Raw genomic sequence first — 12,934 nt, 5'->3', positions numbered from 1 at the left:
CCTTCACAGGAATGAATCAGGCCATCGCCTGCTGCACATCGCCAATGGTCGCCGCCAGGCTATTGAGGTGCAGGCTCAGCACCCGCTCCACCGGCGCCTGATCCATCGGCCAGTGCAACGCCATGCTGCCGACCAGGCGACCCTCGGTATGAATCGGCAAGGCCACCGCGCGGATCAGGAACGGCAGGCGCACCGGGTATTCCCAGTAGCCTTCGGTACGCTGGCCGAAGCCCTGATGCAGCGCCTCTTGGGTGGTGTTGTACAAGGATTCGTCGTTCAGCCGCTCGCGCTCGGCCAGGCGTTCCACCTCATGGCTTTGCAGTTCGCCCAGGCAAGCGCGGCCCATCGCCGAATGAAACAGGCTGGCGTGCTGGCCGACGATCTGGCAGTTGTTCGGATAGCGTTTGCGCAACACCGTGGGGATCGCGCTTTCCATGACCTCCACCCGCTCGCCATCAAAACACGACAAGTCCGCCACCAGCCCGGTGCGCTCGCTCAATTCCACCAACAACGGCGCGGCGTTTTCCACCAGGCGCCGCTTGAAGCGCTGCCGGCTGTCACCGAACAGGCGCTTGGCGCACAGGCGATAACGCCGATCGCTCAAGCCGCGATAGACCCAGCCCTGCTCCTGCAAGGTCAGCAACATGCGCGACACCGTGGCCTTGGGCAGGGTCGTCAGGTAGTGCAACTCCTCAAGGCCCAACGCCTGATGCTCGCCCAGCAACTCGACGATCGCCAAGGCGCGCTCGACCGAACGTACGCTGCCGGTTTCTGCCTTGCTGTCCATGGAATCGACCTCCGTATGCCCAAAATGGATGATCGTTAACGTACAGCAAATTACGCGCCCATCCGCAGTACTCAGGCATTTTGCAGACAACCGGGTGGCCGCCGTTTGACCCATTGCGTCAGTTGTTCATGGGCATAGGCCAGTTGCAGCACCGCACGGTCGGCCTGGGCCGGGCCAATGATTTGCAGGCCCATCGGCAATCCCGCCGGGTTGAAACCCACCGGCACGTTCATGCTCGGCAGACCGGCCAGGGTCGGCCCGATCACCACTTCCATCCAGCGGTGATAAGTGTCCATGGCCTGCCCGCCGACGACGCGCGGCCAAGGGGTCTGTGCATCAAAAGGGAATACTTGGGCGGTGGGCAGCAACAGGAAATCGTAGCGTTCGAACAACTCGCTCAAGGCTCGATACCATTCGCTGCGGCTGATCGACGCCTGATAGACATCCGCCGCGGTCAGGCGCCGGCCGCCCTCGATCTCCCATCGGGCTTCGGCTTTGAGTTGCTCGCGCTGGTGCGGATCGGCATACATCGCGCCGAGGCCGCCTTGCACCAGCCAGTGGCGGTGCACCAGCCAGGCTTGCCACAAACGCTCCATGGAAAAGTCCGGCTGGCAGGCCTCGACCTTGCAGCCCAGCGCTTCGAAGTCCGGCATCGCCGACTCGCACAGGCTCATCACCCCCGGGTCCATCGGCAGGTAGCCGTTGTAGTCGCCCAGCCAACCGAGCCGGACATCGCTGAAATCCTGCACCAGCGACTGATGGAAAATCTCCGGGTCCTGCGTCAGCGACAACGGCACACGCGGGTCGTAACCGGCCTGGGTGCCGAGCAAACGAGCGACATCGGTGACCGTTCGGCCCATCGGTCCTTCGGTGGCCAGTTGCTGGACGAACACTTCCGGCGCCGGGCCATGGGGCACGCGGCCCTGGGATGGGCGCAAACCGAAGACGTTGTTGAACGCCGCCGGGTTGCGCAGCGAGCCCATCATGTCGCTGCCGTCGGCCACCGGCAGCATGCGCAAGGCCAGCGCCACTGCCGCCCCGCCGCTGCTGCCACCGGCGACCAGTGTCGGGTCGTAGGCGTTGGTGGTGGTACCGAAAACGCTGTTGTAGGTCTGCGAGCCGAGGCCGAATTCCGGGACGTTGGTCTTGCCGATGATGATCGCCCCGGCATTGCGCACCCGCGCCACGCTGATCGCATCCTGTTGCGGGACTTGCTCGGCGAACAGCGGCGAGCCCATGGTCGTGCGCAACCCGGCGGTCGCCGCCAGGTCCTTGATCGCTTGCGGCATGCCGTGCATCCAGCCTCGGGATTGGCCCTGGTCCAGTTGTCGGTCACAGGCGTCGGCTTCAGCCAGCAGCTCTTCAGGCGGGCGCAGCGATACCAGCGCATTCACCTGCGGATTGAAACGCTCGATCTGCGCCAGATAGGCCTGCATCACTTCGCGACAGGACACCTGGCGTTCGTGGATGGCCCGGGACAGCGCATCGGCGTCCAGTTCGACAATCGGATGGATGCTCAAGGTTTCACTCCAAGGTCAAGTTCAACGGATTGCCTGGCGCGCGGTGCTTCATGCATGCAGTAAGTACCCAGCAGCGTCAGTACACAAGCGAACAGCACATAGAAGGATGGCGCCACCGGCGTGGCCAGCGCCTTGCTCAGCCAGGTGACGATCAGCGGGGCAAAACCGCCGAACACCATGACCGCCACGTTGTAGGCCACCGAGACGCCGGTAGATCGCACTTCAATCGGAAATTGCTCGGCCAGCGCCGTCGGGGCCGGGCCGAAGAAACCGCCAATCGCACTGCACAACAACAGTTGCATCACCAGCAAACGCTCCACCGACGGCGCCGCCGCCACCCAGACATACAGCGGATACACCATCAGGAAAAACGCCAGGGTGAAGGCCATCAACACCGGACGCCGGCCAAGGCGGTCCGACAGCGCACCGGACAACGGAATCACCACGGTCATCAGCGCCACCGCGAGCATCTGCACCAGCAGCACCTGATCCAGTGGCAGGCCCAGGTTCTTGTGGGCAAAGGTCGGCATGTTCACCAGCACCACGTAGAACGACACGGTCGCACCACAGGCCAGGCCCATCGAGACCAGAATGCTGCGCCGATGTTCGCGGATCACTTGCAACAATCCCGGATTTTCGCCCTTGGCCTGTTTCCGCGCCTCGAGGAACTCCTCCGGTTCCTCCATGTGTTTGCGAATCCACAACCCCACCGGGCCGATCAGCAGACCGATGACGAACGGAATCCGCCAGCCCCAGCTGTCCAGCGCCTCGGGCGACAGCAGATGCGTGAACAACGCCACCATGCCCGCGCCGGAGAATACCGCCAGGCATTGCCCGACCAATTGCCACGAGCCGTACAGCCCTTTGCGGTGCGCCGGTGCGCTTTCCACCAGGAAGGCCGTGGCACTGGCGTATTCGCCGCCCGTGGCGAAACCTTGCAGCATCCGCGCGACCACGATCAACAGCGGCGCGCCCATGCCGATGGCGGCGTAGTTCGGCGCGAAGGCAATCAGCGCGATGGACACGGTCATCAGACGGATGATCATCTGCATCGCTGCCTTGCGCCCTTTGCGGTCCGAATACATGCCCAGCAAAATGCCGCCCACCGGGCGCATGAAAAAGCCGACGCCGAAGGTCGCCAGCGCCATCAGCAACGATGCGTATTCATCCTCGGAGGGGAAGAACTGCCGGGCGATGATGCTCGCCAGAAAGCCATAGACGATGAAGTCATACCATTCCAGCGCGTTGCCGATGACGGCGGCGACCACCTGCCGGGTACGCGAAACGCCAGTACTCGAAGTCTGCATGGGGAACTCTCCAAACCTGTTGGGTGATGCCGGGCGCGACGTAACGCGCCCGGTCCAGCGGCAGTAGAAAGTGAAAGCTCAGGCCGGCTTGAGCCAGCTCTCGGTCAGCGCGCCCCAGTACGCCGCACCGGTCAGCAGGATGTCATCGTTAAAGTCATAGGCCGGGTTGTGCACCATCGGTCGCGATACACCGTTGCCGATGAACAGGTAGGCGCCGGGGCAGCGTTGCAGCATCCAGGCGAAGTCTTCGCTGCCCATCAGTTTGGCGGTGTGGCCATCGACGGCGTCGGCACCGAGCAACTCGACGCCGACTTGCCGGGCGCACTCGGTTTCTGCCGCATGGTTGACCAATACCGGGTAGGCAGGACGGTGTTCGAGGGTCGAGGTGCAGCCGAAGCTGCGGGCCTGGGCTTCGATGATCGCGCTTACCCGCTCCAGGGTTTGTTCGCGGACCTGGGCGTTCAGCGCACGCAGACTCAGGCGCAGGATCGCCTGTTGCGGAATGACGTTGGCTGCTTCCCCGGCCTGCAATGCACCGACCGTCACCACCGCCGCCTGCTGCGCATCGATATTGCGCGCGACCACGGTTTGCAGGGCCATGACCACGCTGGCCGCCGCCACCAGCGGGTCCACCGCCAGATGTGGCATCGAGCCGTGGCCGCCGACGCCTTCAATCGTCACCGTCAGCAGATCCTGCGAGGCCATCATCGGCCCTTCGCGAAAGCCCAGATGCCCGGCTGGCAGGCCCGGCATGTTGTGCATGCCGAACAGGGCGTCGCAGGGAAAACGTTCGAGCAAGCCATCGGCGAGCATCGCTTCGGCGCCGCCCTGGCCTTCTTCGGCGGGCTGGAAAATCAGGGTCAGGGTGCCGTCGAACTGGCGAGTCGCCGCCAGGTAGCGCGCCGCACCCAGCAACATGGTGGTGTGGCCGTCGTGCCCACAGGCGTGCATGCAGCCCTGATGCCGGCTGCTGTAGGCCGCACCGGTGTTCTCGATGATCGGCAACGCGTCCATGTCGGCCCGAATCCCGAGCTTGCGCGGGCTGCTGCCGTTGCGCAGGACACCGACCACGCCGGTCTTGCCGATGCCGGTGTGCACCTCATAACCCCACTCTTTCAAGGATTGGGCGACCAGCGCCGAGGTGCGGTTTTCCTCGAAACCGAGTTCAGGGTGGGCGTGGATGTCCTGGCGGATGGCGTGCAGGTCGCTGGCCACGTCGTTGAGCCAGGCAAGGATGTGCTGATGTCGGGTCATGACGATTGTCCTCGGGCCGGGTGTATTCCCGTTCTTTTTGTTCGCGGTGATTTCGCGACACATCAAGGCAGGTCGCGCTCACCGCCAGATAACCGCGAGTCGCGCGCGAGGACAATCGAATGTGGTTCCACGGTGTGGAACCTGAGGAGCCGATCAATTGAAACTCACATAAAACCCTGTGGGAGCGAGCCTGCTCGCGAATGCACTTGCAGCCTCACTACTTGTGTCGCGCCTGCCGACGCTTTCGCGAGCAGGCTCGCTCCCACAGGTGTTGTGTGTATGGCGTCAGGGGGCCAAGCGACAGCCCTGACGCTCGCCGATCCAGGTCGCGCTGTTGCTGCGCCCCAACCCGCTGACGGTGATGCGTTTGGTCGTGGCGTCATCGTTAAAGCCGCTGGTCGGCAGCCACTGTTTCACATAGCTACGGCAATACGCCGAGTCATTGTTCATCACATACCGACACGAGCAATATTCCTTGGCGGTGTAGGCGCTGATGATGTCCGGGAATGCCCAGAACGCCACGCGCTCCTGCCAGGCCCATCCGAGCAAGGCGAGCAGCAGAATCAACAACACCGTGCTGAACGGTAGCCGACGTACAAATGAACGACGGCTCATGGCTGTACCTTCCCGGCAAAGGCCTTGAGCGCGAGTTTGAGCAGTTCGTTGTGCCGGTAACTTCCATCACGGTCATCGCCGTAGCGCACGATGACCAGGTTTTTGCTGGGGATCACGTACATCGCCTGCCCCCAATGGCCCAGCGCGGCGAAGGTATCGGCGGGGGCATCGGGCCAGGGTTGCGCCGCGCTATTCACCGCACGGTTCAGCCACCAGTGGCCGCCAGGCACCGCATCATCCTGATTGGCGTGATAGTGGACGAACGGTTCACGGTTGAATGCGACCCAATCCTCGGGCAGCAATTGCCGATCGCCCCAGCGACCGTCGCGGGCCATCAACAAGCCGATGCGGGCCAGGTCGCGAGCGGTGAGGTAGGCGTAGGACGAGGCGACGAATGTGCCCGTGGCATCGGTTTCCCAAACGGCATGACGAATGCCCAGCGGCTCGAACAATGCAGTCCACGGAAAGTTCGCATAGCGGTCCGGGCCGACGATGGTTTTCAGCGCGGCGGACAACAGGTTGCTGTCACCGCTGGAATAGCGAAACGCCTGCCCCGGTGCGGCATAGGTGTCGTGATCGGCGGTGAACGCGGCCATGTCCGGGTGGCCGCGGGTGTAGAGCATGGCGACCACCGAGGACTTCAACGGTGCGTATTCATAGTCTTCCTGCCAGTCGAGTCCGGATGCCCAATGCAGCAGGTCGGCCATGGTCATCTCAGGGTATTTTTTTAGCGGCGGATAGAATTGGGCAACCGGGTCCTGCAATTTGAACCGGCCTTCGCCATAGGCCACGCCGAGGACCGTGGCCATCAGGCTCTTGCTGATCGACCAGGTCAGGTGCGGGGTGTCGGCGGTGGTCGGGCCAGCGTAGCGTTCGTAGATCAACTGGCCGTCGCGGATCACCAGCAAGGCGTCGGTGCGGATGCCTTGGTGGGTGGTGTCATCGCGGGGTGGGAAGGCGTATGCCTCAAGTGCCTGAAGCGCCGGGCCGGTGATGGTGGGGCCGGCGGACCATTGCTCAGTGGGCCAGTTTTCAGCGTGGGCTGTGAGGCTGAGCAAGAGGATGAAAAATAAGGGCAAGCCTTTGAACATGACGAGGGCTCAGGGTGAATAACCTGCTGAGCCTAGTCGAGGTTGATGACAGTTCCGGGATTTGTATCGTCTGTAGTATCGCCTTCGCGAGCAGGCTCGCTCCCACAGGGGAATGCATTTCAAACTGTGCTCGCGAAGGGGCCCGTCAATACGCCGCCAACGCCTTGGCCAACCGCTTCACCCGCGCTCCCGCAGCCAGATCCATCACCGCTTGATCGCGCTGCCACATCGCCGCCCACTCCGGCGGCCCTTCGACCAACGCCTTATTCACTTCAGCCTTGAGCCCCTCGAACTGTGCAAACAATCCACCCAGCAATACATGTCCAGCTTGATTGCCGGGCGCCTGGCGGCTGACTTCGGCACAACCGGCCAGCAACGCCAGTAACCGCAGTTGCAGGGATTGCGGCCAGTCGCTGTCCTGGCCGACGCCATACAGCCATGCCGTCATCGCGCTCAGCACATAAATGTCTTCCAGGGTGCGAAACGGTTTGACGTAGGCATCCCACCCATCCCCTGCCAGCAATTCGCACAGCGCGTTATCCAAAAACAACCGACCGTGGCTGATGTCCGGCATCAACGGGATCGCCGGGAGTTTCTCCACCCGCACCCCCGGTTCATCGGGATAGACCACGGCCAGGCTCAGGCGCGGATTTTCGCCGGGTTGTTCGCAACGCGCAGCGACCAGCAACCAGTCGGCGGCGTCGCCCGCGGTGACGAAATCCTTTTGCCCGCTCAAGCGCAAATCCCTCAAGCGAGTCTGCATGCTCGCCACCCGCAGGCTGCGCTGTTCGGTGGCGCACAGCGCGCCAAGGCTGGGCGGCGCGCTCGGCCAGAGCATGCGCAACGCCGCCTGATACCCCACCAGAAACGCCAGTCCCGGTGTCGCCATCATGCGTCCACCGACCACCGCCAGTTCAAACGGGGTGACGTTGCCCAGCTGCTGCAACAGCGTCACGAAACCCTCGCCCAGGTCCGGGTAGGCGGGCAAGCGATCGCGGCGATTCAACAGGGTTTGCCAGGGCATAAGAGGCTCCTTGTGGGCTGTCATATAAGCATCACCAAAGCTTAATGGCGATGACACCGGGGCTACATAGCCTGACTTTGCACAACAAGGCTGGATAAAGAAAGTCGATCCGCTGTAACCCAAAGACGGGTGAGCAGCCCGCACGGAGATTCGCCATGACTCAGATCGCCCGCATCAGCGACACCGGCAACGAACGCCGCCTGCAAGCCGAACGCCTGGTGGGCGCCGAGGCTTTGCAAGAGGCACAGGCTTTGCGCTTCAACGTGTTCAGCGGCGAGTTCAATGCCAAGCTGAAAGGCGCGGAGCAGGGTCTGGACATGGACGACTACGATGTTCATTGCGCCCATATCGGTGTGCGCGACTTGAACACCGGGCGCCTGGTGGCGACCACCCGTTTGCTCGACCACACGGCTGCCAGCAGCCTGGGTAAATTCTACAGCGAAGAAGAATTCAGCCTGCATGGCCTGGTCCATCTGCAAGGCCCCATCCTGGAAATCGGCCGTACCTGCGTCGACCCGGCCTACCGCAACGGCGGCACCATCGCCGTGCTCTGGGGTGAACTGGCCGAAGTGCTGAACCAGGGCGGCTACAGCTATCTGATGGGTTGCGCGAGCATCCCGATGCAGGACGGCGGCATCCAGGCCCATGCGATCATGCAGCGTCTGCGCGAACGTTACCTGTGCACCGAACACCTGCGGGCCGAGCCGAAAAAACCGCTGCCGACCCTGGATATCCCATCGAACGTCATCGCGGAAATGCCGCCACTGCTCAAGGCCTACATGCGCCTGGGGGCGAAGATTTGCGGCGAGCCGTGCTGGGACGAAGACTTCCAGGTCGCCGACGTGTTCATCCTGCTCAAGCGCGACGAACTCTGCCCGCGCTACGCCAAACACTTCAAGGCGGCGGTGTAATGCGTCGGTTGCGCGTGTACGCGCGAATCGCACGAGTGCTGCTGGTGGTTGCGCTCGGCCTGAGCATGGCCACTGTGTTCGGCGTGTTCGAACGCCTGGGCCTGGCTCACTCGATGGTCCGCCGCCAGCGCTGGTCGCGGTTTTTCATGGCGCGCCTGAGCAACGCCCTGCCCTTCGATGTGACCGTGCACGGTGAGTTGCCGAAGACCCCGATGCTCTGGGTCAGCAACCACGTGTCCTGGACCGACATCCCGTTGCTGGGGATGCTCACGCCGCTGTCGTTCCTGTCCAAGGCCGAAGTGCGCACCTGGCCGGTGGCGGGCTGGTTGGCGGCCAAGGCCGGCAGCCTGTTTATCCGTCGCGGTTCAGGCGACAGCCAGTTGATCCGCAAACAGATGACCCGCCACCTGCAACAGGCACACCCGCTGCTGATGTTCCCCGAAGGCACCACCACCGATGGCCGTTCGCTGCGCACTTTCCACGGTCGCTTGCTGTCGGCGGCGATCGATTCCGAGGTGAAGCTGCAGCCGGTGGCGATTCGTTATGTTCGCAACGGTGAGCCCGATACGCTGGCGCCGTTCATTGGCGATGATGATTTGCTCTCGCACCTGATGCGCTTGTTTGCCAATGACCGCGGCGCGGCGGAGATTCACCTGCTCAAGCCGATCCCTTGCGAAGGCCGCGAACGTGCCGCACTGGCGTTCGAAGCGCAGCAGGCGGTGCAGAAGGCGTTGTTTGGAGCCGTGGTCGAGCCTCAACAAGCCCCGATGCGTCCTGCGATTGCAGCCTGAACACATTTCCCTGTGGGAGCGGGCTTGCCCGCGATGAGGCCGGATCATCCGATGCATGTGTTAACTGACACATCGCCATCGCGGGCAAGCCCGCCCCCACAGTGATCTATGTTGCCGGTCGGTTTTGGGCAAATGCCTGCAACTGCGGGTAAAACAACCGGAAATCCTCGCTCAACGGCTCATACAACACCCGCAATTCCTGCATCGCGGCGGCCAGCTCTTCGGGCCGGGTCAAGCGCCGAGAAATCCCCCGCAATACCTGTTCCAGCACTTCAAACTCCTGATACGAACCCAACCAGTCATTGGCGACCATGTGCGGCGCGATCCGCGCCAGGCGCTCCGGCAGTTGCGGCTGGCTGGACAGCACCCGGTACACGTCGGAGGTGAACAACTCCAGCGGCCGGTCCGCGTACAGCGTCCAGTCCCGTGCCAGGCAGTGATCAAAAAATACGTCGAGAACGATCCCGGCATAACGCCGGCGGGTCAGGGAAAAACGCGACAACGAGGCATCCACCAACGGATGGCGGTCGGTGAACACGTCGATGCTGCGATGCAGCTGGATGGCCGCCTCGATCTCCGGGTCGAACTGCCCTTGCAGCCGTCCCTTGACGAAATCGCCATAGAGACTGCCGAGCAATTGACCGGGACGCTGGCCACCGAGGTGAAGATGTGCGAGATAGTTCATGGGCGCAGCTTAGCACTGGCGCCCTTGTGCCTATACAATCCCCGTATCGTTATAACCCGATATATCGATTTACGCGGTCGTCAGATCGAAATCATATTGGAATATCGCGAAATACCGATTTAAAGTTCGCTTCATCGCGATATAGCGTTTTACTAATCACGAGCCCCCGATCATGAACATTGACCTCGACGAAATAATAAAAGCCCTGGCGCACCCGGTACGGCGAGACATCCTGCACTGGCTAAAAGACCCGACCGTCGAATTCCCCGATCAGTCTCACAGCAACGAGCACGGCGTTTGCGCCGGGCAGATCGATCAACGTTGCGGGTTGTCGCAGTCCACGGTGTCCGCACACCTGGCGACCCTGCAACGTGCCGGCCTGATCAGCAGCCGCAAAGTCGGCCAGTGGCACTTTTTCAAACGTAACGAGGAAACCATCCAGGAGTTCCTCAAAGTCTTCAGCAAAGAGCTCTGACCCTTAACGTCAGTAAGCCAAAAAAGGTATTACCCCATGCCCCTCTCGCTACTCATATTGGCCTTGAGCGCCTTCGCCATCGGCACCACCGAATTCGTCATCATGGGCCTGTTGCCCAACGTGGCGGCCGACCTCGGTGTGTCGATCCCCGGCGCCGGCTGGCTGGTGACCGGTTACGCCCTGGGCGTGGCCATCGGTGCGCCGTTCATGGCGCTGGCCACCGCCAGGCTGCCGCGCAAGGCCGCCCTGGTAACGTTGATGGGCATCTTCATTGTCGGCAACCTGCTCTGTGCGGTGGCCAGTGACTACAACGTGCTGATGTTCGCCCGTGTCGTCACCGCCCTGTGCCACGGAGCTTTCTTCGGTATCGGTTCGGTCGTAGCGGCGGGCCTGGTGCCGGCCAACAAACGCGCCTCGGCCGTAGCGCTGATGTTCACCGGCCTGACCCTGGCCAACGTCCTCGGCGTGCCGCTGGGCACGGCGCTCGGTCAGGAAGCCGGCTGGCGCTCGACCTTCTGGGCGGTCACCGTGATCGGCGTCATTGCATTGATCGGCTTGATTCGCTTCCTGCCGGCCAAGCGCGACGAAGAAAAACTCGACATGCGTGCCGAACTGCGTGCCCTCAAAGGCGCCGGTATCTGGTTGTCCCTGAGCATGACCGCGCTGTTCGCCGCTTCGGTGTTCACCCTGTTCACTTATGTGGCGCCACTGTTGGGCGAAGTCACCGGCGTCTCGCCCCGTGGCGTGACCTGGACCCTGATGCTCATCGGCCTGGGCCTGACCGTCGGCAACATCATCGGCGGCAAACTGGCTGACAAGGGCCTGGCCGCAACGCTGATCGGCGTCTTCATCTCGATGGCCGTGGTGTCCACGGTGCTGACCTGGACCAGCGTCGCGCTGATTCCGACCGAGATCACCCTGTTCCTCTGGGCCACCGCGTGTTTCGCCGCCGTGCCTGCCCTGCAAGTCAACGTGGTGACCTACGGCAAGGCGGCACCCAACCTGGTCTCGACCTTGAACATCGGCGCCTTCAACGTCGGCAACGCCTTGGGTGCCTGGGTCGGTGGCAGCGTCATCGCCCACGGTTTCGGCCTGACCAGCGTGCCCCTGGCGGCTGCGGCCCTGGCGGTACTCGCCCTGCTGGCGACCCTGATCACTTTCCGTCAGAGCGGTAATCCCGAGCTGGCCCCTGTTACCAACTGATCTTCATAAGAGAGCAATTTCATGACGACTATTTTCGATCCGATCAAACTGGGCGACATCGAGCTGGCCAACCGCATCATCATGGCCCCGCTGACCCGCTGCCGCGCCGACGAAGGTCGGGTGCCCAACGCGCTGATGGCCGAGTACTACGTTCAACGCGCCTCGGCCGGCCTGATCCTCAGCGAAGCCACCTCGGTTACCCCGATGGGCGTCGGCTACCCGGACACCCCGGGCATCTGGTCCAACGACCAGGTACGCGGCTGGTCCAACGTGACCAAGGCGATCCACGGCGCCGGCGGCAAGATTTTCCTGCAACTGTGGCACGTGGGCCGGGTCTCCCACGAGTCGTACCTCAACGGCGAAGCCCCGGTCGCTCCGAGTGCCATCCAGCCCAAAGGCCACGTCAGCCTGGTTCGCCCTTTGTCCGACTACCCGACGCCGCGCGCGCTGGAAACCGCTGAGATCGCCGACATTGTCGACGCTTACCGCGTCGGTGCCGAAAACGCCAAGGCTGCCGGGTTCGATGGCGTGGAAATCCACGGCGCCAACGGCTACCTGCTCGACCAGTTCCTGCAAAGCAGCACCAACCAGCGCACCGACCACTACGGCGGCTCCCTGGAAAACCGTGCCCGCCTGCTGCTGGAAGTGACCGATGCCGCGATCGAAGTCTGGGGTGCAGGCCGAGTCGGCGTACACCTGGCACCGCGCGCCGACGCCCATGACATGGGTGACGACAACCTGGCCGAAACCTTCACCTACGTCGCTCGCGAACTGGGCAAACGTGGCATCGCCTTCATCTGCTCCCGCGAAAAAGAAGCCGACGACAGCCTCGGCCCACTGATCAAGGAAGCCTTCGGCGGCCCGTACATCATCAACGAACGCTTCACCAAGGACAGCGCCAACGCCTGGCTGACCGCCGGCAAGGCCGACGCCGTTGCCTTCGGCATCCCGTTCATCGCCAACCCGGACTTGCCGGCTCGCCTGAAAGCCGATGCACCGCTGAACGAGCCACGTCCGGAACTGTTCTATGGCAAGGGGCCGGTTGGTTACATCGACTACCCGACGTTGTAATCGTTCTCCTGCGAAACACAAAAGCCCCGACTCGAAAGAGCTGGGGCTTTTTTAATTACTGAAGGTTTATCTTGGGTTGACTCTATCCACTGTGGGAGCGAGCCTGCTCGCGAAAAACCCACGGGCACCGCTAAGCATCTGGCTTGACGCGTTATCGTTCACGACCTTCGCGAGCAGGCTCCGCTCCCACAGGGGATTGG

Annotated in this window: 13 protein-coding genes; 5 read left to right on the top strand and 8 right to left on the bottom strand. The window is 62.7% G+C overall.

Annotated features, from left to right (window positions below):
- Positions 1 to 16: 16 nt before the first annotated feature.
- The 7 genes from CKW21_RS18670 to CKW21_RS18640 form a co-directional block, all read right to left on the bottom strand.
- Complete coding sequence (locus CKW21_RS18670) at positions 17 to 787, bottom strand: IclR family transcriptional regulator (RefSeq protein WP_095195427.1); 771 nt, start codon at positions 785 to 787, stop codon at positions 17 to 19.
- A 71-nt stretch (positions 788 to 858) separates the two neighbouring features.
- Positions 859 to 2,301: an amidase gene (locus tag CKW21_RS18665; protein ID WP_170948695.1), complete on the bottom strand. Its 1,443-nt coding sequence runs from the start codon at positions 2,299 to 2,301 to the stop codon at positions 859 to 861.
- A 2-nt stretch (positions 2,302 to 2,303) separates the two neighbouring features.
- Positions 2,304 to 3,614: a citrate-proton symporter gene (locus tag CKW21_RS18660; RefSeq protein ID WP_095195425.1), complete on the bottom strand. Its 1,311-nt coding sequence runs from the start codon at positions 3,612 to 3,614 to the stop codon at positions 2,304 to 2,306.
- Between the two features lie 78 nt (positions 3,615 to 3,692).
- A complete protein-coding gene (locus CKW21_RS18655) occupies positions 3,693 to 4,868 on the bottom strand; it encodes a M20 aminoacylase family protein (RefSeq protein ID WP_095195424.1) in 1,176 nt (391 codons plus the stop codon).
- Positions 4,869 to 5,153: 285 nt separating this feature from the next.
- On the bottom strand, positions 5,154 to 5,483 hold the full coding sequence (locus tag CKW21_RS18650) for an amidase (RefSeq protein WP_095195423.1): 330 nt from the start codon (positions 5,481 to 5,483) through the stop codon (positions 5,154 to 5,156).
- Positions 5,480 to 6,574, bottom strand: a complete 1,095-nt coding sequence (locus tag CKW21_RS18645) for a serine hydrolase (RefSeq protein ID WP_095195422.1) — start codon at positions 6,572 to 6,574, stop codon at positions 5,480 to 5,482. The genes CKW21_RS18650 and CKW21_RS18645 overlap by 4 nt, the downstream gene beginning before the upstream one ends.
- 145 nt (positions 6,575 to 6,719) lie before the next feature.
- Entirely contained in the window at positions 6,720 to 7,598 is an 879-nt protein-coding gene (locus tag CKW21_RS18640) for an acyl-CoA dehydrogenase family protein (RefSeq protein ID WP_095195421.1), read from the bottom strand.
- Positions 7,599 to 7,753: 155 nt separating this feature from the next.
- On the opposite strand from CKW21_RS18640, the gene olsB reads away from it, so the two are divergent.
- Together olsB and CKW21_RS18630 are read left to right on the top strand one after the other, a co-directional pair.
- On the top strand, positions 7,754 to 8,509 hold the full coding sequence (olsB, locus tag CKW21_RS18635; protein ID WP_095195420.1) for an L-ornithine N(alpha)-acyltransferase: 756 nt from the start codon (positions 7,754 to 7,756) through the stop codon (positions 8,507 to 8,509).
- The gene (locus CKW21_RS18630) at positions 8,509 to 9,300 is read left to right on the top strand and encodes a lysophospholipid acyltransferase family protein (protein ID WP_095195419.1); all 792 of its coding nucleotides are present in this window, start codon (positions 8,509 to 8,511) and stop codon (positions 9,298 to 9,300) included. The genes olsB and CKW21_RS18630 overlap by 1 nt, the downstream gene beginning before the upstream one ends.
- A 106-nt stretch (positions 9,301 to 9,406) precedes the next feature.
- On the opposite strand, the gene CKW21_RS18625 is transcribed toward CKW21_RS18630, so the two are convergent.
- Entirely contained in the window at positions 9,407 to 9,985 is a 579-nt protein-coding gene (locus CKW21_RS18625; protein ID WP_095195418.1) for an ACP phosphodiesterase, read from the bottom strand.
- Between the two features lie 172 nt (positions 9,986 to 10,157).
- Here CKW21_RS18625 and CKW21_RS18620 point away from each other — a divergent pair, with 172 nt between their 5' ends.
- From CKW21_RS18620 to CKW21_RS18610, 3 genes are read left to right on the top strand one after another with little or no spacing between them, the layout of a single operon-like run.
- A complete protein-coding gene (locus tag CKW21_RS18620) occupies positions 10,158 to 10,460 on the top strand; it encodes a helix-turn-helix transcriptional regulator (RefSeq protein WP_095195417.1) in 303 nt (100 codons plus the stop codon).
- Between the two features lie 36 nt (positions 10,461 to 10,496).
- Positions 10,497 to 11,663: an MFS transporter gene (locus tag CKW21_RS18615; protein ID WP_095195416.1), complete on the top strand. Its 1,167-nt coding sequence runs from the start codon at positions 10,497 to 10,499 to the stop codon at positions 11,661 to 11,663.
- Positions 11,664 to 11,684: 21 nt separating this feature from the next.
- The gene (locus CKW21_RS18610) at positions 11,685 to 12,734 is read left to right on the top strand and encodes an alkene reductase (protein ID WP_095195415.1); all 1,050 of its coding nucleotides are present in this window, start codon (positions 11,685 to 11,687) and stop codon (positions 12,732 to 12,734) included.
- The last annotated feature ends 200 nt before the right edge of the window (positions 12,735 to 12,934 follow it).

The organism is Pseudomonas sp. Irchel 3A7 (assembly GCF_900187565.1).
In the GTDB taxonomy this organism is placed as follows: Bacteria; Pseudomonadota; Gammaproteobacteria; order Pseudomonadales; family Pseudomonadaceae; genus Aquipseudomonas.
This window is presented reverse-complemented; position numbering and strand designations above follow the sequence as displayed.